This is a genomic window from Rhizorhabdus sp., from assembly GCF_018006725.1.
GTDB lineage: Bacteria > Pseudomonadota > Alphaproteobacteria > Sphingomonadales > Sphingomonadaceae > Rhizorhabdus.
This window is the reverse complement of the sequence record NZ_JAGMXV010000011.1, coordinates 17748-40606: the sequence shown is the minus strand read 5'-3', so window position 1 is coordinate 40606 and position 22859 is coordinate 17748. Positions and strand designations below refer to the sequence as shown.

20 protein-coding genes and 1 pseudogene are annotated in these 22859 nt (G+C 66.1%); 5 read left to right on the top strand and 16 right to left on the bottom strand.

The genetic code is table 11. The features are described 5' to 3' along the window. Positions 1 to 72: 72 nt before the first annotated feature. Positions 73 to 2232, top strand: coding sequence for a TonB-dependent receptor (locus KAY22_RS03320; RefSeq protein ID WP_296619967.1), 2160 nt, complete (start codon positions 73 to 75; stop codon positions 2230 to 2232). Beyond that, positions 2229 to 3293, top strand: a complete 1065-nt coding sequence (locus tag KAY22_RS03315) for a PepSY-associated TM helix domain-containing protein (protein ID WP_296619998.1) — start codon at positions 2229 to 2231, stop codon at positions 3291 to 3293. The genes KAY22_RS03320 and KAY22_RS03315 overlap by 4 nt, the downstream gene beginning before the upstream one ends. 5 nt (positions 3294 to 3298) lie before the next feature. On the opposite strand, the gene KAY22_RS03310 is transcribed toward KAY22_RS03315, so the two are convergent. From KAY22_RS03310 to KAY22_RS03295, 4 genes are all read right to left on the bottom strand, one after another. After that, on the bottom strand, positions 3299 to 3760 hold the full coding sequence (locus tag KAY22_RS03310; RefSeq protein ID WP_296619964.1) for a peroxiredoxin: 462 nt from the start codon (positions 3758 to 3760) through the stop codon (positions 3299 to 3301). Between the two features lie 303 nt (positions 3761 to 4063). Further along, positions 4064 to 6757 carry a bifunctional [glutamine synthetase] adenylyltransferase/[glutamine synthetase]-adenylyl-L-tyrosine phosphorylase gene (locus tag KAY22_RS03305; protein WP_296619961.1) on the bottom strand — a complete coding sequence of 898 codons (2694 nt, stop codon included), beginning with the start codon at positions 6755 to 6757 and terminating at the stop codon, positions 4064 to 4066. A 332-nt stretch (positions 6758 to 7089) separates the two neighbouring features. Next, a complete protein-coding gene (locus KAY22_RS03300) occupies positions 7090 to 7719 on the bottom strand; it encodes a sigma-70 family RNA polymerase sigma factor (protein ID WP_296619959.1) in 630 nt (209 codons plus the stop codon). Between the two features lie 161 nt (positions 7720 to 7880). Continuing rightward, entirely contained in the window at positions 7881 to 8681 is an 801-nt protein-coding gene (locus KAY22_RS03295; protein ID WP_296619956.1) for a response regulator, read from the bottom strand. A gap of 276 nt (positions 8682 to 8957) precedes the next feature. Between KAY22_RS03295 and KAY22_RS03290 the strand changes: the two genes are divergently transcribed. The 3 genes from KAY22_RS03290 to KAY22_RS03280 all read left to right on the top strand — a co-directional run bounded on the left by KAY22_RS03290 (position 8958) and on the right by KAY22_RS03280 (position 11187). After that, entirely contained in the window at positions 8958 to 9164 is a 207-nt protein-coding gene (locus tag KAY22_RS03290) for a NepR family anti-sigma factor (RefSeq protein WP_296619952.1), read from the top strand. Positions 9165 to 9225: 61 nt separating this feature from the next. Further along, positions 9226 to 10770 carry a sensor histidine kinase gene (locus KAY22_RS03285; protein WP_296619950.1) on the top strand — a complete coding sequence of 515 codons (1545 nt, stop codon included), beginning with the start codon at positions 9226 to 9228 and terminating at the stop codon, positions 10768 to 10770. A 276-nt stretch (positions 10771 to 11046) separates the two neighbouring features. Then, on the top strand, positions 11047 to 11187 hold the full coding sequence (locus KAY22_RS03280) for an entericidin A/B family lipoprotein (protein WP_296619947.1): 141 nt from the start codon (positions 11047 to 11049) through the stop codon (positions 11185 to 11187). A 41-nt stretch (positions 11188 to 11228) separates the two neighbouring features. Here the strand turns inward: KAY22_RS03280 and tatC are convergent, their stop codons facing one another. From tatC to KAY22_RS03220, 12 genes and pseudogenes are all read right to left on the bottom strand, one after another. Next, positions 11229 to 11990: a twin-arginine translocase subunit TatC gene (gene tatC, locus KAY22_RS03275; RefSeq protein ID WP_296619945.1), complete on the bottom strand. Its 762-nt coding sequence runs from the start codon at positions 11988 to 11990 to the stop codon at positions 11229 to 11231. A gap of 176 nt (positions 11991 to 12166) precedes the next feature. Beyond that, a pseudogene (gene tatB, locus KAY22_RS03270) lies at positions 12167 to 12397 on the bottom strand (Sec-independent protein translocase protein TatB); the annotation flags it as partial. A gap of 30 nt (positions 12398 to 12427) precedes the next feature. Further along, positions 12428 to 12685 (bottom strand): twin-arginine translocase TatA/TatE family subunit, encoded by a 258-nt coding sequence (locus KAY22_RS03265; RefSeq protein ID WP_296619943.1) that lies wholly within the window; start codon positions 12683 to 12685, stop codon positions 12428 to 12430. Positions 12686 to 12837: 152 nt separating this feature from the next. After that, the gene (gene scpB / locus KAY22_RS03260) at positions 12838 to 13437 is read right to left on the bottom strand and encodes an SMC-Scp complex subunit ScpB (protein ID WP_296619942.1); all 600 of its coding nucleotides are present in this window, start codon (positions 13435 to 13437) and stop codon (positions 12838 to 12840) included. Next, positions 13437 to 14204, bottom strand: a complete 768-nt coding sequence (locus KAY22_RS03255; protein ID WP_296619940.1) for a ScpA family protein — start codon at positions 14202 to 14204, stop codon at positions 13437 to 13439. The genes scpB and KAY22_RS03255 overlap by 1 nt, the downstream gene beginning before the upstream one ends. Before the next feature lie 62 nt (positions 14205 to 14266). Continuing rightward, positions 14267 to 15286: a beta-N-acetylhexosaminidase gene (gene nagZ, locus KAY22_RS03250; protein ID WP_296619995.1), complete on the bottom strand. Its 1020-nt coding sequence runs from the start codon at positions 15284 to 15286 to the stop codon at positions 14267 to 14269. A 69-nt stretch (positions 15287 to 15355) separates the two neighbouring features. Beyond that, complete coding sequence (locus KAY22_RS03245) at positions 15356 to 16159, bottom strand: SPOR domain-containing protein (RefSeq protein ID WP_296619938.1); 804 nt, start codon at positions 16157 to 16159, stop codon at positions 15356 to 15358. Continuing rightward, complete coding sequence (gene argS, locus KAY22_RS03240; RefSeq protein WP_296619936.1) at positions 16160 to 17896, bottom strand: arginine--tRNA ligase; 1737 nt, start codon at positions 17894 to 17896, stop codon at positions 16160 to 16162. A gap of 51 nt (positions 17897 to 17947) precedes the next feature. Then, the gene (locus tag KAY22_RS03235) at positions 17948 to 19783 is read right to left on the bottom strand and encodes a M20/M25/M40 family metallo-hydrolase (protein ID WP_296619932.1); all 1836 of its coding nucleotides are present in this window, start codon (positions 19781 to 19783) and stop codon (positions 17948 to 17950) included. Continuing rightward, a complete protein-coding gene (locus tag KAY22_RS03230; protein WP_296619928.1) occupies positions 19783 to 20946 on the bottom strand; it encodes a deoxyguanosinetriphosphate triphosphohydrolase in 1164 nt (387 codons plus the stop codon). The genes KAY22_RS03235 and KAY22_RS03230 overlap by 1 nt, the downstream gene beginning before the upstream one ends. A gap of 64 nt (positions 20947 to 21010) precedes the next feature. Further along, positions 21011 to 21253 carry a hypothetical protein gene (locus tag KAY22_RS03225; RefSeq protein ID WP_296619926.1) on the bottom strand — a complete coding sequence of 81 codons (243 nt, stop codon included), beginning with the start codon at positions 21251 to 21253 and terminating at the stop codon, positions 21011 to 21013. 82 nt (positions 21254 to 21335) lie between these two features. After that, complete coding sequence (locus KAY22_RS03220) at positions 21336 to 22772, bottom strand: tetratricopeptide repeat protein (RefSeq protein WP_296619924.1); 1437 nt, start codon at positions 22770 to 22772, stop codon at positions 21336 to 21338. Positions 22773 to 22859: the final 87 nt, after the last annotated feature.

The following is a 22859-nucleotide window of genomic DNA, read 5'->3' as shown; positions in this document are numbered from 1 at the left end:
GATCACTATTGATAATCACTTGCATTAGTAAGGCTGGCGCAGTAGCCGCTCCCCGAAACAAAGGGGAATGTCATGCGTCACCTGTCCCGCCTTCTGACTTCGGCCACGTTCGTGCTTGCTGCACCGGCCTTTGCCGAGGGGGCTGCCGATCTCGATGACAGCGGTCGCGACATTGTCGTGACGGCGGCGCGCAGCATCCTGCCGGCCAACGCGCTTCCGCTCACCGTCGATGTCGTCGGCAAGGCCGATCTCGACCAGCAGATCGCGATCTCCGGTTCGGTCACCGATGCGATCGCGACGCTCACGCCGTCCTTTTCTCCGACGCGGCAGAAGCTGTCGGGGGCGGGTGAGACGCTGCGGGGGCGCAGCCCGCTCTACGCCATCAACGGCATTCCGCAGACGACCCCGTTGCGCGACGGCAGCCGCGACGGCTTCACCATCGACGGCTTCTTCGTCGATCGCGTCGAGCTCATCTACGGCTCGAACGCGCTCCAGGGCATTGGCGGCACCGGTGGCATCGTCAACCAGGTAACGGTCGGCGCGCCGGACCGGGAGGGGATCAGCGGCCGCGTCCTGTTGCAGGGCAACGCCGATGACAGCTTCACCAAGGATGGGATCGGCGGAAAGGCTGCCGGGTTGATCCAATATAAGCAGGATCGCTTCGACGCTTCGGTCGGCGCGGCCTATGAAAAGCGTGGCGTCTTCTACGACGGCAAGGGCCGCCGCGTCGGCATCAACCTGACCCAGGGCGAGACGCAGGATTCGGATAGCGTCTCGCTGTTCGGCCGCTTTGGCTATCAACTGGGAGACACCGGCCGCATCGACCTGATCGCCAGCCGCTACGAGCTCAAGGTCGACGGGGATTATATTGCCGTGGCCGGCAACCGGAACACCGGCCTGCCGACGAGCGCCCGACGTGGCACGCCACCGCTCGATCCGGCGCAGAGCCGCACCGAGAGCCTGGCGCTGTCCGTTACCGATACCGACCTGCAGGGCGGCAATTTCATCAGCCAGATATTCTTCAACCGCACCCGCGACACTTTCGGCGGCGAGCCTCTCCCGATTGGCACCTTCCAGGACGTCCGCATTGCACCGTTTGGCACGCTGCTCGACCAGTCGCAGAACCGGTCGCGCAAGCTGGGCGGGAAGATCAGTTATGAGCGAGCCATGCCGGGCTTCGAGGCGCTGACCGCCACGGTCGGCTTCGATGCGCTCGTCGACAAGACCGAACAGCGCCTGATCGCCACCGACCGCGTATGGGTCCCGCCGACCGACTTCCGCAGTCTCGCGCCCTTCGCCCAGGCCAATCTCGCACTGTTCGACAAGAAGGTCCGGCTCGCGGCCGGCGCGCGCTGGGAAAATGTCCGGATCAAGATCGACGATTATGTCACGCTTGCTTCCACAACGACGCCACCCGGTGGCGTGGCGGTGGCGGGCGGCACGCCGAGCTTCGACGATGTCCTGCTCAATGGCGGCGTCGTCGTCGAGCCGTGGCAGGGCATTCGCGCTTATGCAAGCTATGCCGAGGGGTTCACTGTCGCGGACATCGGCCGCATTACGCGTGCAATTGGGAAGCCTGGCATCGACCTCGATAATTATCTCGACATCAGTCCGGTCATCTCGAACAACCGCGAGGTCGGCTTCGAGGTGAAGCGGGGGCCGCTCGAAGCGAGCGTCACCTATTTCTGGTCGAGCAGCAAGCAGGGCCAGATCCTCGTGGCCAATGCCGACGGTATCTTCAACGTGCTGCGCCAGCGCGTCGAGATCGAAGGGCTGGAGATCAATGCCGGCGTGCAGATGCCGATCAAGGGCCTGAAGCTGTCGGTCGGCTATGCACAGCTCAAGGGCCGTTATGACGCCAGCCCGGTTGCCGACGGCAAGGTCGGGACCGATCTCGACGGTGCGAACATCTCGCCGGATCGTGTGAACCTCGCGGCGGTCTACCAGCGCGGCGCCGTCTCCGCGCGGGTCCAGAGCAATTTCTATTTGAGCCGGACGTTCAAAAGCAGCGAGATCGCGCTCGACCAGCGCAACAATTTCGGCGGCTACAACCTCACCGACGCGAGCATCCGCTATCAGACCGGTATCGGCGGCTTTACCTTTTCGGTCCAGAACCTGCTCGACAAGCAATATATCGACTATGCGAGCGACACCCAGCGCGCGACCGACAATTTCTTCTACTTCGCCGGTCGCGGGCGCAATTTCACTCTGACCTGGGACTACCGGTTCTGAGACTGCTCGATCAGCTCCATCGTTGGGCCGGCGGGGTGCTTGGCATCCTGCTGCTCGTCCTCGGCCTGTCGGGGGCGGCCCTGGTCCATCGCGATGCCTGGATCGGCCTGCCGCATGTGAGCGATCAACGCTTGGTAGATCCTGCCGCCCTCGGCGACCTGACGACGCGGCTTATGGCTGATCCCGCCACCCGGCCGCAAAGCATCATCTTCGCCAGCGACACGCTGGGGCTGGTGCGGCTATCGGGCAAGGGTGGAGCAGGCGCCTATGCCGACCAGAGCGGGGCGATCGTCGCCCGCTGGTCGAGCCAGTGGGAACGGCCCGAACTCTGGCTGTTCGACCTGCACCACCATCTTCTGGCGGGGGACGTCGGCGAGGCGATCATCGGCGTGGCTGGAGCGGTCGGCCTGTTCTTCGTGATCTCGGGCGTCACTCTGTGGTGGCGGACGCGCAAGAGCTTCGCCTTTCGGCTGTGGCCGGCGCGGATTACCCGGCCGGCGATCCTGCGTCATCATCGCGACCTCGGCGTGCTGGTTGCCCCGCTTTTGCTGCTGTCCTTCTACACCGGGACAGCGCTGGTTTTTCGCCCCTTCGCCGCGCTGACCCTGGGGCCGGGCGCGCCGGCCGCGATCGAGGCGGCGTTGAAGCCGCCTCGCGCCAGCGGCGCCAGGCTATCCGACGCGATCGACTGGCGCGCGATTGTCGCCACTGCGCACAAGCGCTTCCCCGAGGCAGAGCTTCGCCTCGTCTCGCTGCCGCGCAAGGATAGCGGTCTGATCAGCGTGCGGATGCGGCAGCCGGAAGAGTGGCTGCCCAATGGTCGAACCACGTTGTGGTTCGCGGCAGACAGCGGGCGGCTGGTTGCCGCGCGCGATGCACGCGATCTTGGATGGCAGGCCCGGGCCTTCAACCTCTTCTACCCGCTCCATGCCGCCAAAGTCGGCGGCTTGGCCTGGCGGCTGGTGATGACGATCTCCGGGCTCGCGCTCGCGCTGCTCGGCGGCTTTACCTGCTGGAGCTTCTGGTTCGCCCGGCGCAGGACGCAGATACGCCGGGCCTGATCGCGTCAGAGCGCCTGCGCGGCGGCCAACACCTCTTCGGCGTGGCCCTTGACCTTCACCTTGCGCCAGATGCGGGCAATCTGCCCGTCCTTGTCGATCAGGAAGGTCGCCCGGTCGATGCCCATATAGGCGCGGCCATAGAGGGTCTTCTCGATCCAGGTGCCATAGGCTTCGCAGATGCTGCCGTCATTGTCCGATGCCAGCCGTAGCTTGAGGCCATGCTTGCCGATGAACTTGACGTGGCGCGCCGCACTGTCCTTCGACACGCCGATCACGGTTGCGCCGGCCGCGGCGAAATCGTCGGCAAGTGCGGAGAAGGCCTGCGCCTCGGTCGTACAGCCCGGCGTATCGTCCTTGGGGTAGAAATAGAGGATCAGGGTCTTGCCCGTCTCGCCCGAAACGCTCGTGCTGCTGCCACCCGGCAGATCGAGCTTCACGTCGGGTGCCTTGTCGCCTTCCTTGAGCATCGCCTGTCTCCCTTGCTGTCTCGTCCTTAGGACGGCGGGCAGGCGCCTTTCAACCTTCCCCAGCGGGAAGCGCGGCAGTGTGCGAGAGTCATGCGGAGAGGCGGGGGACTGGGGGCGCCCCGTTACGCTGGGGCGCCCTTCGGTGAATACGACCACCGGTCCACTTACGCTTACGCAACACACTCTCGATGCTGTCTGGAATAGCAGCCAGTCTTTAAGCGAGCGTCGATCAGACTGGTTAACGTCCGGAAACCCTGATTATTCTTTAGGCTTAGCCCAAAGACAGCGAAGCCCGGATTTCCGCTATTTCGTGAGGCGCGCCGCTCTTTCCCATTCGCCGCGCACCAGCGCCCTCGCGCTTTCGTAGCTTTTAACCAAGGATGCCCAGTCGGGCTCTCCGCAGCTGCGCGCGACGAGGTCGCGCGAGGCGGCCGGTGGTTCGGCCGACGCCGGCGATACCAGGCGCTGGGTCACGAGCAACCGGGTCAGAAGTTCGTGCGCCGGGATCAGCGCGGGATCGATCAGCCCCTCTTCGGCCAGCGCGCGCATCGCGACCCGCAGACGCGGGCTGAAGGCGCAGCGGTGGCGCAACTGCAGCAGATGGACGGTGAACTCGCAATCGACCAGGCCGCCGTCGACCAGCTTGACGTCGAAAGGGCTCGACGGCGGCTTATGTCGGGCGATGTCGCCACGCATCTTTACGACATCGGCGGTGAGGCTCTCGTCGGCGCGCTCCTGTCGCAGCGTCTCGTCGATGATGTGCTGAACCTGGGCGCGCGCCTCTGTGGAGCCGAAGATCGGACGGGCGCGGGTCAGCGCCATATGCTCCCAGGTCCAGGCGCTCTCGCGCTGGTAGCGTTCGAAGCTCTCGATCGAGACTGCCAGCGGCCCCTGCGTGCCCGAGGGCCGAAGTCGCGTGTCGACCTCGTAGAGCGGCCCGGCGGCGGTGGAGACCGACAGCGCCGCCGAAACGCGCTGGGCGAGGCGATTGAAATAGGTGGTCGCGCCCAGCGGCCGGGCGCCGTCGGACTCGGCCATCATATCGCCGCTGAAGAGATAGACGATGTCGAGGTCGGAGGCATGGGTCAGTGCCCCGCCGCCGAGGCGGCCGAGCGCCACGATGACGAGTTCGCCGCCTGCGACCTTGCCATGCGCCGCCTCGAACTCGGCAATGGTAGCGCGGGCGAGAACATCGAGCGCCGCCTCGGCGACGCGGGCATAGCCATGGCCGACCTCGATGGGATCGGACGCCGCTTCGATCAGTTGTACGCCGAGCGCGAAGCGGCGCTCGCCGACGAGCTGGCGGACGCGGTCGAGCAGCAGTTCGTAATTTTCGGACCGCTCGCCATGGGCAAACTCTTCAGTCAGCACCTCGACTGAGGGCGGCGGTTCCAATGCGGTGGCGTCGATCAGCCCGTCGAGCAGCGCCGGGCGGCGCCCCAATGCCTGTGAAAGGGTCGGCGCATGGCTGAGCACGTCGATCAGCGCGCGGGCCAAGGCAGGCCGTGCCTGGAGGAGCCGGAACAGGTTGATGGCGCTGGGTAAGCCGGCAACGAGATCCTCGAAGCGGCTGAGGGCGTCCTGCGGGGCAGGTGCCTTGCCCAGAGCGCGGACCAGCGTCGGCAGCATCGCCTCCAGTGCCTGCTGGGCAACCGAGGTGCGCAGCGACCGGCTCTTGCCCTCGCGCATCGTCTCGATCCGCAGTCGCGCCGCTCCGGGATCGGCGAAGCCGGCGGCGGAAAGCTCCGCCTCCAGCTTCTCCGCTTCCATCGGCAGCCGTTCCTCAGCGTCGCCGTCGAGACCGTCATAGGCCGCTCCGACCCGCTCGACATGGGGTCGCAACAGCTCGGTCAGCGCCGCGCCGTCTCTCAGGCCGTGCAGCCGCGCGACATTGTCGAGCGCCGCCGGATCCTTGGGCAGGCGGTGGGTCTGCATATCGTCGACCATCTGCAGGCGATGCTCGATCGTGCGGTACAGCCGGTAGGCGACGGCCATGTCGCTCGCCACCTCGGCGTCGATCCGGCCTGCCTCGCCCAGTGCGGAAAGAGCATCGAGCGTTGCCGGCGCCCGCAGCCCAGGCTCCCGCCCGCCGTGGATCAGCTGGTGGATCTGCGCGAAGAACTCGATTTCCCGAATGCCGCCCCGGCCGCGCTTGAGGTCGTAACCGGGACCGAGCAACTGGCTTTGCGCGAAATGGTCTCTGATCCGGCGCGATATCTGGCGGATTTCCTGCACGGCACCGAAATCGAGTGACCGGCGCCAGACGAAGGGACGGATCGCCTCGAGAAATTCGGTACCCAGTGCGACATCGCCGGCAGCAGCGCGGGCGCGAATGAAGGCGGCGCGCTCCCAGGGAAGAGCGGCCGACTCATAATAGCTGAGGGCGGCGTCGATCGGCAGCGCGAGCGGAGAGGCTTCGGGGGAGGGGCGCAGGCGCAGGTCGACGCGGAACACATAGCCGTTGGCGTCGCGGGTCTGCAGCAGTTCGAGCACCCGGCGCGTGATCCGGACGGCCGCTTCGACCGGTTCCTCGCGCGCCCGGTGCGGCAGTGTCGCAGGGTCGAAGATCAGAATCGGATCGATGTCGGAGGAGTAGTTGAGTTCGCGGCTGCCATGTTTGCCCAAGGCCAGGGCCGCCATGCCACGAGGCTCTTCGCCCGGCGCGCGTTCGCGGATCGCTGCTTTGATCGCGCAGTCGAGCGCATGGTCCGCAAAGGAGGACAGCTGGGCTACCACCTCCTCGAACGAAGCGAGGCCCGCGAGATCTGCGAGACCGGTGGCGAGCGAAACCAGCTGCCGCTGAACCCGCAACATGCGGCCGATATCCTCGTCCTCCGCTGCGGCCAGACCGGCGGCGATCGCGCCCGCGAGGCCCGTTTCTTCGATTGCGCGAACAGTGGCAGGGTGCCGCTGCACCAGGCTGTGCAGGAAGGGTGAGCCGTCCGCTATCCTGCGAAGTGCGTCGGCCAGTCGGTCATGCCGGGATCTTGCGTCCATAGCTGACCGATAGGGTATTTGAACGGTAGTGCAACATCCGGAAACTTGCGCGGTTCAGAGCGTTATCAACATCATGGAAAAGCGTCCCTCCTCCGATCCAGCCACGATGGCCCGGTTCAGCCGCGGTCGAATCGTGCAGCCGCCCCAGCGGCACGAGGGCTTGGGCAATGCTCTGCGCTCCGCTTTCGACCCGGCGAGCTACGGGATACCGGAAGACATGCGGCGCCTTCTCGGCAAGCTAGACGGTCAATGAAGAAAAGGGCCCCTCCGGCGATCGGAGGGGCCCTTTCTGATTCCTCTGAAAATGTCCGCCGAACAGCGGGAGGGACGTTTCAGTCCCTGCTCAACTGATCCACATCGGCCATGATCTGTTCGAGGGTCGAGGTCGACGGATCGGTGTGGTGCTCGCGGCGCGACGGCAGCTGTCCCTGATCGAGCAGTTGTTCGAGCGCGGTGCGTCCACGGGCAACGCGGCTTTTGATCGTACCGACCGCACAGCCGCAGATATCCGCCGCTTCTTCATAGGAAAACCCGCCGGCTCCGACGAGGATCAGGGCCTCGCGCTGCGGCTGGGGCAGATGCAGCAGAGCGCGCTGCATATCCGCCAGTTCGATGTGGCGATCCTGCGCGGCAGGCGCGGAAAGCAGCTTGGCAGCCGCATTCTCGTCCCACTCGCCGCGGAAACGGGCGCGCCGCATCTGCGACAGGAACAGATTTCGCAGGATGATGAAGGTCCAGGCGCGCATGTTGGTGCCCGCCTGGAAACGTGCCCGTGCGGCCCACGCCTTCATCAGCGTTTCCTGCACCAGATCGTCCGCCAGATCGCGGTTGCCCGACAGCGAACGGCCAAAGGCGCGCAAATGCGGAATCACCCGAGCCAGTTCGGCCTTGAACTCGTCATCGGAAAGCGCCGCATGGGGCACCGCCTCGCTGGTTTCGACAAGATCGTCTTCGTCGTCCATGTGGTCAGGCACCCCGTTCGGCTTCGAACCAGCCGCTACTTTCGCCAATACAGCCATCGGCTCCCCATCGGTTTGGCGGGGACCTCACCGTCCACACCACGCCGCAACAACGACGAAGGGGAGGCTGGGTTCCCACCGAAACGGAGGCGAAACAGATATCTTCAGGCCTCGATCGTTGCGGCGTTGAAGAACAGGGCCTGGCTGATGGCGGCCTTCACGGTCGACCGCTGGAACGGCTTGGTGATCAGGAAGGTCGGTTCCGGACGCTCGCCGGTCAACAGGCGCTCGGGGAAGGCCGTGATGAAAATGACCGGCACGCTGAACTCGGCCAGAATGTCCTTCACCGCATCGATACCCGAGCTGTCGTCGGCCAGCTGGATGTCGGCCAGGACGAGGCCGGGGCGCTGGGCATGGGCCTGTGCCACTGCCTCGTCGCGGGTGACGGCGACGCCGCTCACATTGTGGCCCAGGTCGCGAACGATCGTCTCGAGATCCATCGCGATGATAGGCTCGTCCTCGATGATGAGCACGTCGGTCTGGGTCTGGCGGTCGATCTCGGCAATGGCTTCGGCGACCAGCGCGTCGACTTCGTCCGGAGTGGTCTCGATGAGATAGGCTGCATCCTGGACGGTGAATCCTTCCATCGCGGTCAGCAGCAGTGCCTGACGCGACAGCGGGGTGATGCGGCTCAGCCGGGCATTGGCGATCGCTTCGCGCTCGACATCGGTGTCGACTGCGGATTCTGCGAACTCGTCATAATGCGCGGAATTCCAGATAGCCTGGAAAGTGCGGTACAGGCCGACGCGGACGTCGACATCCTTGGGGAAATCCTCCGGAGCGGCGACGATCGCCTCCAGCGTAGCGCGGACATAGGTATCGCCGTGCTGCTGGCTGCCGGTCAGCGCGCGGGCATAGCGACGGAGGAACGGCAGGTGCGGGGCGATTTTCTGACCGAGCGACATGTGTATCAACACTCCCTGAAGATATGAATGCGGGAGACCGCCTTCGTACCGATGGGGAAGGTAGCAGCCCCACAGGTAACGCGGAAGTCGTCCGCCGCCTCAAATTCGAACCTATTAAAAAAGAGGCGCTCGGGGATGGGAACAATCGTCAGAGTTTTTTGTTTCATCGCCGACACGCACATTTTACCAGCACGGGGAAAATGATACGTGTCCGGATCGATCCAGGCGGGGCGGAGTCCATCGGCACCGTTGCGTGGGAGAACATTGGACAACCACATGCAGGTCAGGGGCCAAAGCCGGTTGGCAAAGGAAAGTTCAGGGACGCCCGAGGGCGACAAGAGTGGCAAAAGGTCCACGCAGCGGCAGCGGGAGGAAACTCCCCGCGACGCGAACGTGGGCGATGCCTTGCGTTCGGTCTATTCGCAGGCCGTGGACGAGCCGATTCCCAACGAGTTCCTGGATCTGTTGAACAAGTTGAATTGACCATGTCCGCAGAACCTTCCGTTCCCCTGCGGATCCGCGTCAGGGGCCGGAGGGGCTTTTGATGCGCGGATTTCCAGACAGATTTTCCTTCGCGCGGCTGCCCAGCGGCACGAAGATGCTCATCATCATGTCGGCGGCGATGTTGCCGCTGGGCCTGATCGCCCTGCTCACATCGCTGGACATGGCCCGATCGGCCTCTGCCGAGCGTCGGGCAGCAGCGCAGACGGCCGCCGCGCTCTATGTTTCCCAGATCGAGGCGCGGATCAATCGCGGGCTGGACGCGGTGCGCATGCCGGCCGCCAGCGCGCAGGATGCGTCTTTCCTCTGTGCCGTGCTCGCGCGTCAGGCGCTGGCGACACCGTCACGCCCCCCGATCGCGCTGTTCGACGAGGCGGGGCGCAAGATTTGTCAGTCGCACGGTACCCCGATCCAGCAGGTCGCTGCCAGCCATCCCATGGTCGACCATGTGTGGCTCGACGCGCAGCGCAAGACTTTTCGCCTGACGGCCGCGCGCGACGATGGCACCTTGCTGGCGGAGGCCGATGTCCCGATCGAAGACGTCCGGCGAGACGTCGCGGGCGATGTCGGCATTCGTCCGACGAGCGTTACGCTGCGCCAGGGCGATGCCGAGGTCGAAATGTTCGGTGGTGCCTCTCACATGGTGGATAGCGCGCCGCTGATCATCTCACTGCCCGTCAGCGACGGCCGTCTGGCACTCGTCGCCGAATTCGCTCCGGCCTCGACTGGCGCGCGGACCCTGCTGCTCGTTCTGCTTCCGCTGTTGATGTGGGCCGCAGCCGCCTTTGCGGGGTGGTACATCATCAATCGGCTGCTGCTGTCGCCCCTGGCCCAGATCAAGCGCTCGATCGAGACATGGGAAGGATCGCGGGGTGCCTTTCCGCTCCCGCGCATCACCACGCCCAGCCACGAGATTCGCGACCTTGCAGAGAGTTTCGCCTCGGTCACCGCGCGCATCCAGAAGCATGAGGCCGAACTGGAGGAGGGGCTTGCCCGCCAGACGCGCCTGACCCGCGAAGTGCATCATCGCGTGAAGAACAATCTCCAGGTCGTTTCCAGTCTGATCAACCTCCATGCGCGAGGCGCCGAGGGGGATGTCGCGGCGGCCTATGGTGCGATCCAGCGGCGCGTCGATGCGTTGGCGGTGGTCCACCGCAACCATTATGCGGAGCTCGAAGAGAATCGCGGCCTTGCGATGCGGGCACTGGCCGGCGAACTGGCGGCGTCATTGCGCGGTTCCGCCCCTGCGGCGGCAGCCGGCATGCCGATAGCGCTGAACATGGCCGATCTCTACGTCACTCAGGACGTTGCCGTACCGGCCGCCTTCCTCATCACCGAAGTCGTCGAACTGATGATGCATTGCAATCCGCATGGTTCGATCCTGATATCGCTCGAGCCGACCGAAGCAGCCTATCGCGCCATGCTCAAGATCGAGACCTTCGGCATGGAGCCGGGCGCGATCGCCAGCTACCCGGCCATCGTCAGATTCGAGCGGGTCGTCACCGGCATCGCCCGCCAGTTCCGCGCGCCGCTGGTCGAGGATCGCGATGCCGGCCGGTTTGAGATCGAAATCGCCGCGTATCGCTGACTCGAAAAAATCCTGTCATCGCCGGGAACCCGGGAAACGATGATACGTTCTTATTTTCGGATAGCGATGCTTTGCCCCCCCGCTCCCGCTATCCAAACCAACAAAGGGCCCGGTCACCTATCCCCCCGTGTGTGACCGGGCCCCCATTTTTTCTATAAATCTCAATCATTTGGATTGGCCGCTCTGTTTCATGAGCGGAACCAATCCGATCTTTGTGCATTTGTTCACCGAGCTTCCCGGATCGGGAGGCCCAAGTTCTTTCGAAAGAGGGTTGCCATGTTGAAGCGCACTATCGTCCTCGCCTTCGCCGGTCTGTCGCTGTTCTCGGTCACCGCCTGCAATACGGTGGAAGGCGCCGGGAAGGACGTGTCGTCGGCTGGTCGCGCGGTTTCGGACGCTGCCAACGACGTCAAGTAAAGCGTTCGGCCGAAAGGCCGAAACGGCAGAGCCCGGGACGGTCAGGCCGTCTCGGGCTCTTTCTGTTTGGCGCGACTGCGTTCGGTGAGCCAGATGCCGATCAGGCCGAGTTCGTAAAGAAAGACCAGCGGGATCGCGAGCAGGAGCTGCGATCCGACATCGGGCGGGGTGAGAACCGCAGCGACGGCGAAGGCGCCGACGATGGCATAGCGGCGCGCGCTCACGAGCTGCTTGCGCGTCACGACGCCCGCCCGCTCCAGCAGCATGATCAGCACCGGCAGCAGGAAGGATATGCCGAAGCCGAACAGGAACTGCATCACGAAGGAGAGATAATTGCCGACGCCGGGCAGTGCCTCCTGCTGGACGCCGCCCAGATTGCCCTGGAAACCGAGCAGGAAGTGCAGGGCTACCGGTATGGCGACATAATAGGCGAGCGCCGCCCCGGTCGTGAAAAGAACCGGGGTCGCGAAGATGAAGGGCAGGAGCGCCCGCTTCTCGTTGCGGTAGAGGCCGGGTGCGACGAACTGCCAGACCTGGTTGGCGACGATCGGAAAGGCGAGCATCATCGCTGCGAAGAAGGCGACCTTGATCTCGACGAAGAAGGCCTCGAAGATCTGCGTGTAGATCAGCTTGCCCTGGCCGGCGCGCAGCAGCGGCTGGACCAGAAAGGCAAAGATCGGCCGCGCGAAATAGAGGCAGATGCCGAAGCATATGCCCAGTGCCGCCAGAGACATCAGCAGCCGTCGCCGCAGTTCGAGCAGATGATCGAGAAGCGGCGCGCGTGTTTCGTCCAGATCGGTCATGTCTGCGGGTGCGGCTTCTGCATCTGAGTGTCGGTGGCGGCAATGGCGTCAGGCGCCGAATCGCCGGCGACCGTCTCTGTCGTGGGGTGCTCAGTCGCATCGACCTGGCCCGGCTGCGACCCGATCGCGATCATGTCGCTATGCTGCGGGTCCGACTCGGCAGCAGGCTGGGGCGGATGCTCGCGCATGATACGCGCATTCTCGGCCGCCCATTTCTTCTCCATCTCCTCCAGTTCGGACTGGCGGATCATCTCGTCGATGCCCGAGCGGAAATGCCGGGCCACGCCCCGCGCGCGCGCGATCCATTGGCCGACGACGCGCATCGCCTTGGGCAGGTCCTTGGGACCTATGACCACCAATGCGACGACCGCGACGAGCAGCAGTTCTGTAGGGGCGATGTCCAGCATGGAGCGCGACCGTAAGGGTTCGGGTCGCGATCAGTTTTTGGGCCTGTCGTCCTGCATCGGCTGGAGTCGCTGCTCGGCGCTGGGCTCCAGCGGCGGTTGCTGCTGCAGGCGGGGGGCGGGCTGGTGCGGCGCAGAAGACGTGGCGTCGTCTTCCTCCGACATGCCCTTCTTGAAGCTCTTGATGCCCTTGGCGACGTCACCCATCATGTCGGAGAAGCGACCCTTGCCGAACAGCAGGAGCACAACAATACCGACGACGAGCCAATGCCAAATGCCGAAACCGCCCATGGAAAATCTCCTAGAATAGCCTCCATTTAAGCCCTGCCCCTGCCAATCGCAATGGCGCAGGCTGCGTATTGGCGTGGCGGGCGGGCCGGCGGAGGAGGTCCCCTTGGTACAGATTTGCGACAGGGCGGTGACAGCGGCCGCGGCGCTGACCGCTAGTCGGCGTCGCCGTCGTCCGGTCTGTCGGGTCCGCCTGTCTCCATCTGCAGCTGTTCGAAGGCCAGATCGACCGGATCGAGCAGGCCGGCGGCCCTGAGGTCGGCGATGCCGGGCAGATCGCGGCGGCTCTGCAGCCCGAAATGGGTGAGGAAGGCGGGGGTGGTGGCGTAGAGCAGCGGGCGGCCCGGCGTCTCGCGCCGTCCGGCCGGGCGGATCCAACCTGCTTCGAGCAGCACGTCTATCGTGCCCTTCGATATCTGGACGCCCCGGATCGCCTCGATCTCTGCGCGGCTGACCGGTTCGTGATAGGCGATGATCGCCAGCGTCTCGATACCCGCACGGCTCAGCTTGCGCGGCTCCTCGCGGGTCCGGCGCAATATGTGGGCGAGATCGGCCGCCGTCTGGAAATGCCAGCGCCCGCCGCGCTCGACCAGCTCGATGCCGCGACCGGCATAGAGACGCGCGAGGCGGGGGAGGGCGTCGCCCAGCGCCTCCACGCCGATCACCGCCACCAACTCGGCCGGGGTCATCGGTGCTTCTGCCGCGAAGAGGGCTGCCTCGAGCGCGCGGAGCAGATCGTCGGGTTCCTCGATCATTACGCGCTCCGCACGAGCAGCGGTGCGAAGGGCGTCTCCTGCGCCAGCGACAGCCGCCCCTGCTTGGCGAGTTCGAGCGCGGCGAGGAAGCTGGAGGCGAGCGCCGAACGGCGATAATCCCCCTGCGCCTCGACGGGGATGAAAGCCTCCAGACTGGTCCAGTCGATCAGCGCGCCGATCATCCGCGACACCCGCTCGATCGCCTGTTCAAGCGTCATCACCGGTCGGCGCTGGACGATATGGACCGGCGGTTCGGCGCGGGCACGGACGGCGCCATAGGCCGAGATCAGGTCGTAGATGCTGGCATCCCAGGCGGCCTTGCGGACGACTTTCAGTCCTTCTGGCGCTCCCCGGCCGAACACGTCCCGGCCCAGCCGATCGCGCGCCATCAGCCGTGCGCCGGCCTCGCGCATCGCCTGCAGTCGCTGCAGCCGCAGCTGGAGCCGCAGGGCCATCTCTTCAGGGCTGGGTTCGACCTCTGGGTCCTTGGGCAGCAGCAGGCAGGATTTGAGATAGGCGAGCCACGCCGCCATCACGAGATAGTCGGCCGCGATTTCCAGCTTCAGCGCCTTCGCATTGTCGATGAAGGACAGATATTGCTCGGTCAGCGCGAGGATCGAGATTTTCGCGAGATCGACCTTCTGAGCGCGGGCAAGGCTGAGCAGCAGATCGAGCGGTCCTTCCCATCCGTCGAGATCGAGCGTCAGAACCTCGTCGGAGCGCTCGTCCGCCAGCGGCAGATCCAGAGTGTCGTCGTCGTCCCCCATCGCGGGGAGTTAATCAGGATTCGCTCGCCAAGGGAACAGCCGAGCCGTGCCGGCTGAGCGGATCAGGCCGGTAAAACGGCCATCAGGGCATCGCGCTTGGCGATCAGTTCCTCCACGCCCACGCCGGCAACGCTGGTGCTGTCCTGGATCGTCGCCATGGCCCGGGCCAGTCGGCCTTGTGCCGCAACCCCGATCGGGCCGACCGCCTTGGCGATCGCCTCCATCTCCGCCATGTCGCCCGAACAGTGGAGCGCGATGTCGCATCCCGCTGCCAGCACCGCAGCGGCGCGGCTGCCGAAATCGCCGGTCAGCGCGTGCATGCCCAGATCGTCGGACATCAGCAGGCCGTCGAAGCCGATACGGCCGCGAATGACGTCGGCGATGATGGTGGGCGACAGGCTGGCGCAATGCTCGCTGTCCCAGGCCGGGTAGACGACATGGGCGGTCATCGCCATCGGCGCGTCGGCCAGCTTGATGAAGGGGGCGAGGTCGGTCTCCAGCGCCTCGGCATCGGCGTCGACCACCGGCAGTTCGACATGGCTGTCGGCCATCGCGCGGCCATGTCCGGGAACATGCTTGACCACGCCGACCGCGCCGCCGGCGCGCAGGCCCTCGATCACCGCGCGGCCCATCGCAGCCACGCGAAGCGGCTCGGCCCCCAGCGCACGGTCGCCAATGATGTCATGTGCGCCCGGCTGGCGGACATCGAGCAGCGGCAGGCAGTCGACGTTGATTCCGACCTGACGCAGCATCGCCGCAATGGCCTGGGCATTGTGACGCGCCGCCTCGATCGCCGTCATCGGCGCGATGTCGTAAAGCCGGTCGAACAGTTCGGCTTTCGGAAAGGCGGGCCAGTGTGGCGGTTGCATCCGCGCGACGCGGCCGCCCTCCTGGTCGATCAGGATCGGCAGATCGTCGCGACCAGACAGGCCGCGAAGCGAGTCCGTCAGCGCGCGAAGCTTCTCCGGATCTTCGACATTGCGCTTGAACAGGATGAAGCCGGCCGGGTCGAGGTCGCGGAAAAAGCCGCGCTCGGCATCGCTGAGGGTGGTGCCGGCCAGGCCGAGAAACAGGGGCGTCATCGCCATCGTCAGTCCATTCGTCGAAAGGTCGTCCGGCGGAGCGCGAGGGCGATCCGCCAGCGCATAACCTCATCCAATGATCGAGCAACTCTCGCCGGCGACCTTCAGGCGCTTGCAGATGTCGGCGCCGTTGCCGCCGCTCGCGCGCAGGCGATAGAGCGTCTTGTCGCCCGACTGGACCGGGACAACCGACTGGGTCAGCCCGGAGAGGAAGGAGAAGCGGCCCGACAGCGTCTTCCATGCGGCATTGGCTTTGGCCTGGCTCGAGAAGGCGCCGAGCTGGACCGTTGACCCGTTGGCCGGCTCGGACGGTGTCGGGGTGGCGACGGGGGCAGGCTTGGGCTTGGCGACCGGCTTGGCGGCTTGCTTCACGACCGCCTCGTCGACGCTCGCTGCAGCGCGCGGGGCAGGAGCGGCAGGCTTTGGTGCGGGCGCAGCAACCTTCGGCGCAGGGGCGGGCGCGGGAGTGGCCATTGTCGGCACGGCCGGAGCCGGCTGCGGCCGGTCGACATTGACCGGCGTCTCGGCGGCGCCGCTGATGTCGATCACGCTCTCGACCTCATTGCCTTTGCTGGCGCTGTAGACGATCTCGTCGCCATCATCGGGCGCGCTCTCATTGCCCGGGCGCTCCTTATAATAGCTGTCGGGCGCCTGGATCAGCGAGCCGTCGCCCGCCGTCGATGCGTCGCGCTGGCGCAGCCAGAAGAAGCCGCCGACGACGAGGCCGGCAACGGCCAGCGCCGCGACCAGCCAGATGATCAGCTTCGGCGTCGTGAGACCCGCCGGTTCGTCATATTCTTCCTCGACCGGCTCGAGCCACGGCAGGCGGTCCTCGTCCTGAGGACCGAGCCTGTCGCGCGAATAATCCGCCATCTACTGCATCTCCTCGGCGGCCGAGACGCCCATGACGGCGAGGCCGTTGCGGATAATCTGCCCGATCGCATCGCTCAGCGCCAGCCGGGCCCGGGTGATTTCGGGCCTGTCGGTGAGCAGGAAGCGACGGGCCGGGTCGTCATTGCCCCGGTTCCACAGTGCGTGGAACATCGCCGCCAGATCATAGAGGTAAAAGGCGATGCGATGCGGCTCATGCGCCTGTGCCGCGCTCTCGACGATCCGCGGGAATTGCGCGGCCAGCTTCACCAGCGCGAGTTCTTCGGCGTCGAGCAGGCCGAGATCGGCTGCCGGCGTCAGGTCGATCCCCGCCTCGGCCGCGCGCCGGTGCAGCGAGCGCCCGCGCGCATGGGCATATTGGACGTAGAAGACGGGGTTGTCCTTCGACGCCTCGACCACCTTGGCGAAGTCGAAGTCCATCTGGGCGTCGGCCTTGCGCGTCAGCATGGTGAAGCGGACAACGTCCTTGCCGACTTCGCGGACGACGTCGGCCAGCGTCACGAAGCTGCCCGAGCGCTTCGACATCTTCACCGGTTCGCCGCCGCGCAGCAGCCGGACCATCTGGACCAGCTTGACGTCGAACGCCGTCTTGCCGCCGGTCAGTGCCTGCACCGCCGCCTTGATCCGCTTGACCGTGCCGGCATGGTCGGCGCCCCAGATGTCGATCAGGACGTCGGCGTCCTCCGCCTTCTGCGCATGATAGGCGAGGTCGGTGCCGAAATAGGTCAGGCCGCCATCGGACTTGCGCACCGGCCGGTCGCTGTCGTCGCCGAAGGCGGTCGCCTTGAACAGCGTCATCTCGGTCGGTTCCCAGTCGTCGGGAAGCTCGCCCTTGGGCGGTTCGAGCGTGCCTTCATAGACCAGCCCCTCGGCGCGCAGCCGGTCGAGTGCCGCGTCGACCTTGCCGGCCTTCTGCACGGCGGCTTCGGACGCGAACACGTCATGCTTGATGCCGAGCAGAGCGAGGTCGTCTCGGATCATGTCCATCATCGCCGCGACGGTCTTTTCCCGGAACAGGTCGAGCCATTCGCTCTCGGGCTTGCCGACATAACGGTCGCCGAACTCGGCAGCGAGTGTCTGGCCGATCGGGACCAGATAGTCGCCCGGATAGAAGCCCTCGGGAATCTCGACACTCTCGCCCAGCGCCTCGCGGTAGCGCAGGTGCGCCGAGCGGGCGAGCGTCTGCACCTGCGCACCCGCGTCGTTGACATAATATTCGCGGACGACGTCGTGCCCTGCGAATTCCAGCAGCGCGGCGAGCGCATCGCCGACGACCGCACCTCGGCAATGCCCCATGTGCATGGGACCGGTCGGATTGGCCGAGACATATTCGACGTTGACGCGCTTGCCCTTGCCGAGGGTCGAGCGCCCGTAATCGCCGCCCAGCGCAAGGATGTCGGCGAGCTCCTCGCGCAGCCGGGCGTCGGTCAGGCGGACATTGATGAAGCCCGGCCCGGCCACCTCGGCGCTTGCGATCTCCGGCAGCGCGGCGAGGCGCGGCACGATCAATTCGGCCAGCGCGCGGGGGTTCTTGCCGGCGGGCTTGGCCAGCACCATCGCGGCATTGGTCGCGAGATCGCCATGGCTGGGGTCGCGCGGCGGCTCGACCGTGACATTCCGTCGATCGAGACCGGCCGGCAGGTCGCCGGAAGCCTGGAGGTCGTCGAGAATGGCGCCGATCCGGTCGGCAAAGCTGGCGTAGAGCGTGGTCAATTTCATTTCCGCTGGCGATAAGGTGGAGCGTCGCCTTAGCGGATCGTCGCTCAAAGGTCAGTCCCTAGTTTTCTTGCCTCCCTCGGCAAGGCTGTAGGTCGGGATCGTTGGGGCAACCGGATCGAAGCGCACCCAGAGGGCGATCATGAGCGCCACGCCGAGCAGCAAAGCTGCGCCCAGCCGCGTTGCTTTGGCGGGCCACAGCGTGAGCAGCAACGGCAGCGCCGCGAACAGCGGGGCGACCAGCACGACGGACAGTTCGGCGCCTATGCCGAGGAACAGGAAATGCGCCTGCGCGAGCAGATGTCCCACCGCGATCGCCGCGCACAGCGCCATCGCCGGAAGCGCCGCGCGCTCGCCCAGCCATGCACGGGCGGCCATGGCCATGGCGGCCAGAAGCAGCGGCCAATGGAGCAGCGGGGCCGCAGTGGGCAGCGTCGCCTGAACTAGGATGCCGGCCAGCAGCAGGAGAAGGATCGCGCCCTCTGCCTGCGCGGTGCGATCCGAGGGCAGGAACCAGGCCGATGCCATGGCGAGCAGCGCGACCGGGACGATCGCAATCGGCCCTCCGGTCAGCAGTCCGGCCCACATCAGGACCATGCCCGGTCCCAGCGCCAGGGGATGCGGGTCGGTTCGGCGGATCGCCGGGAGCAGGCAGAGCAGCGCCGCCAGCGTCGCTGCCGCCATCGCTTCGAGGCGCGGCAAGGCTGCGAGGCGGTCGTAATAATTGGCGCCGCCACTGCCGGACAGCGCGTTGAACGCCAGCAGCAGCAGGGCAGCGTGGAGCAGGATGGCGAGGGTGATCAGCACCCCGCGTCCGATCGCGGTGCGGCGGGGCCTCTCGCGCGACAGCGCAAAGCCGATCAGCAGCGCTGCGCCGAGCAGGATCAGCCAGCCGCCAGCGGCCGGATAGACGATCGTCGCGCGACCCATGAGGTCGGAGAAACTCGCATCGTCGGTGCGCGCGGGCAGGTCAGGGGCGTAAAGCAGCGCCGACGAGAGCGCCAGGGCCTGCGCCCCCATGTCCTGCAGCGAGGCGGGGTCGACCACCTCGGGTAAGGCGGACGGCGAGTGATAGGCCGAGCCCCGGTCGAGCACGGCGATGTTGTAGCCCGGAATCCCCCGGCGCTTGGCCACCGTATAATCGGTGTAATTGGGCATATTGTTATAGACGAGTACCGACAGCGAATTGGTCGCCGGGCGACGCACATGCTCGGCATAGAGGCGCATCATGGCGCCATTGCCCGGGCCGGTTTCGAACATGTTGGCTCGGCCGCCGGCGCCGCGCGCTTCCATGTTGATGATGGCGCCGATGCCGCGCGCGAGCGGGTGACGGGCGAAGAAATATTCGGCGCCATCGAGCCCTAGTTCCTCGCCATCGGTGAAGAGCAGCAACAGGTCACGCTCGGGCGGTCCACGCTCGCCGATGGCGCGCGCGACTTCGAGGGCAGCGGCCACGCCCATCGCGTCATCGGCGGCGCCGGGCGAGCCCCACACGCTGTCGTGATGCGCCATCAGCAGCAGCGGCGGCAGGCTGCGGTCGCGTCCCGGAAAGACGCCGATCAGGTTGCGCGCGATCACGCCCCGTTCGGTGCGCCCGCTCCACTTGCCCAGCCGACGGAGCGAGGCTGCGCCCAAAGGCATCTGCTGGACCTCGACGGCGGCCCCCATGGCGTGCATGCGCAGCAGCAGATAGGCGGAGACACGTTCATTTTCCGCCGATCCCGTCGGATGCGGTACCCGGCCGATCACCGAGACGTCGCGCATGGCCCGTGCAGAAGAAAAGGCGGTCGCCGGTGCGTCCAAGCCTCGTGCGGCAGGCGGAACGATTGCGAGAATCGCCCAGAGCAGAGCGCCTGCGAGGGCGATAAGCAGCGCGACCGCCCGTGCCATCAGAAGCCCTCGAGCGAGACTGGACCGACATGCTCGGCATAGCGCGTCAGAGCATAGCGGTCGGTCATGCCGGCAATGAAATCTCCGATATGGCGCGTTCGGGCCGGTTCGCTTTCGGGCAGCGTGGCGAGCCAGTTGTCGGGAAGCAGCGCCGGGTCGCGGCGATAGGCATCGGCCAGACCCGATACGACCTCCGCCATGCGCGCCGCGATCTCCAGCTGTTGCGGGTGGTGGTAGAGATTGGCGTACATGAAGCGGGTAAGCCCCTTTTCCCGTGCAGCCATCTCGTCGGAGAAACCGATCAGCGGCCGCCCGGCAGCGCGGACGTCCTCGACCGAGCGGGGCGCCTCCTCCTCCAGCCGACGCCGGCTTTCTGCCAGCAGGTCATTGACCATGCAGCCGATCTGCTCGCGCACCAGTTCGCCCAGCAGACGGGCTTCGGCCACGTCGGGATAACGCCGGCGAACCCGGTCCCAACTGCTGCGGACCAGCGGGTCTTCGAGAACCTGATCGAGCGTCAGCAGGCCAGCGCGGACGCCATCGTCGATGTCGTGATTGTCATAGGCGATGTCGTCGGCCAGCGCGGCGACCTGGGCCTCTGGCCCGGCCCAGCTGTCGAGGTCCAGCGGCCACTGATCGTCCACCTCGGCCATAGCCCAGGTCCGCCGACGCACCGGGCCGTTATGCTTGGCGAGGCCTTCGAGCGTCTCCCAGCTGAGGTTCAGTCCCTCATGCATGGGATAGGGCGAGTCGAGCCGGGTGAAGATCCGCAACGTATGCGCATTGTGATCGAACCCGCCGACATCGGCCATCGCGGCCTTCAGCGCATCCTCACCGGCATGGCCGAAGGGTGGGTGGCCGATATCATGGCCCAGGCACAGCGCCTCGGTCAGATCTTCGTTCAGACCGAGCGCGCGGGCGATGGTGCGCCCGATCTGCGCGACCTCCAGGCTGTGGGTCAGGCGGACGCGAAAATGGTCGCCATCGGGTGCCACGAACACCTGCGTCTTGTGGCGCAGCCGGCGGAAGCTGATCGAATGGATGATCCGGTCGCGGTCGCGCTGAAACGGGTCGCGTGGTCCGCGCGTCTCGCCGTCGCCATGGCGATGGAAACGGCCCCGGCTGCGGGTCGGGTCGGAAGCATAAGGGGCAAGATCAGGCATCAGCGCCCTGATGGCCGAGCGGATCGGGCAAGTCGACTCCCGACTGCGCGCCGGGGAGCTTAGTTCAACGCGCGCTGTCGCCGGGCGTAACAGTCTCTGCCGACTGCGGGCGGCTGGAAAGATCGGCGTTCATCAGCATGATGGGCAGCAGGCCGCGCCAGCCTTCGCCCTCGATCTCCACCTCGGGATAAAGCCGCTCGGCGGCTGCCGCCTGCGGCCGCGCGGTCGGATCAACGGGCGTCGTCACCGCCAGGGCAGGGGCGGCAGCGAGCAACAGGGGCAGCAGGACGAAAGAACGCAGCAACATGACGACTCCGATGTTGGAGTCGCTAATGCGGCCTTGCCGTTACCCTTTTATGACACGGGCATTGCACGAGGGTGGGACGGGATCAGTCGATCCGTTCGACCTTCTGCCCGGCGGAGGTCGTCACGGGGAAGCAGCTCAGGCCTGCGGCGCGCGCCTCGTTCACATAATCCTGGGCGGCGCCCTTAGTGGCGAATGGACCGATCAGCAGGCGATTGGTCGCCTTATAGGGCGTGGTCCACGGCGAGCGGCCCGACAGAAGCTTGGCATGCGCCTTCTTCTGCTTGTCCCATTCCTTGTCCAGGTCGGGCTTATAGGCCCCGCTGGCGATCTGGACCCAATAGCGTTCCGGATTCGACTTTTTCGCCTTGGCTTCCTCGCGCGCCTTGGCCTTCTTCTCGGCCTCGGCCTTCTCGGCGGCGGCGCGTTTCTGAGCGGCGCGGCGGTCCTGCGCAAGACTGCGCTGATCGGCGACCTTCTGTTCGGCCTCTTCGGTTGCAGACAAGCCGACCGTCGCTTCGGGCGCGCTGGCCGTGGTGGTCGTGCGCTGACTGCTGTCGGGACGGCTTACGAGCCGGCCACTGCGGTCGAATTGCGGACGCTGCGCCGGCGTGGCACTCGCGCTCGACGATGTCGCCGGCTGAGGCGCCGGAATTTCCTTCGAGGATGGCGCGGGTTTCGAGGACGGAGCGGGCCGGGCCTCGGCAAGTTGCATCGGCACCTTATCTTCGGGGAAATGGCCGAAATGCACGGCGGCGGCCTTTTCGGCCGGCTTGAGCGATGCAAGACGGGCGAGGAAGGGCTTGAGCGCATCGGCCTGGAAGCGCGGCAGCACCGCATTCGCCGCCGCTTCGGCGCCCACGGTATCGCCGGTCATCGCCAGCACGAAGGCTCGCGCGCGCCAGGCAGCGATGTCCTTCTTGCGCAGCAACGGGTCGAGGATGGTCAGTGCGTTGGTTTTGTCGCCGCTCATCGCCATCGACAGGGCGAGCCGCCGGATCGCCTCGGGATCCTGTTTGGTCCGCATGACCAGCGCATAATCGGCCTGCGCCTTGCGGTTGTCGCCGCGCAGATCATAAGCGAGGCCGCGGTCGAGCGCGACGTCGACCTGCGGAATACCCAGGTCTATCGCGCTGTCGAACAGGCGAAGCGCCGCGCGCGGCTGCTCCTTCTGAATCAGCGCGGAGCCGAGACCGGCTTTGACCCGGCCGTCACGCGGTGAGATTTTCTCGGCCCGTACGAAGAAGTTGATCGCGGCATCGGCGTCGCCCACGGCGAGCGCGGCGGTGCCCGCTCCGGTCAGCGCTTCGAGATCACCGGGGTCGCGGGCCAGAACGCGCAGGTAGCGGGCCAGCGCCTCGGCGGGGTCACCCCGGGCCATCGCATCGCGCGCGCTGGCGACGGGGTCGGTGATGACTGCTTCCTCGGACGTATCGTCAAGCGACTGCGCCGAAAGCGGCACGGCTGCAGTGACGGCCGCCAGCAGCGACCAGCTGCCCAAGAGATGATATATCTTCTTCATGATGCCGCCATGCTTAACCACAGCAATGCGGCGGACCGCAAGTCGATTCCAGCCATTGTCGCCGGACCGGGCGGCGTTCGCGGCGGT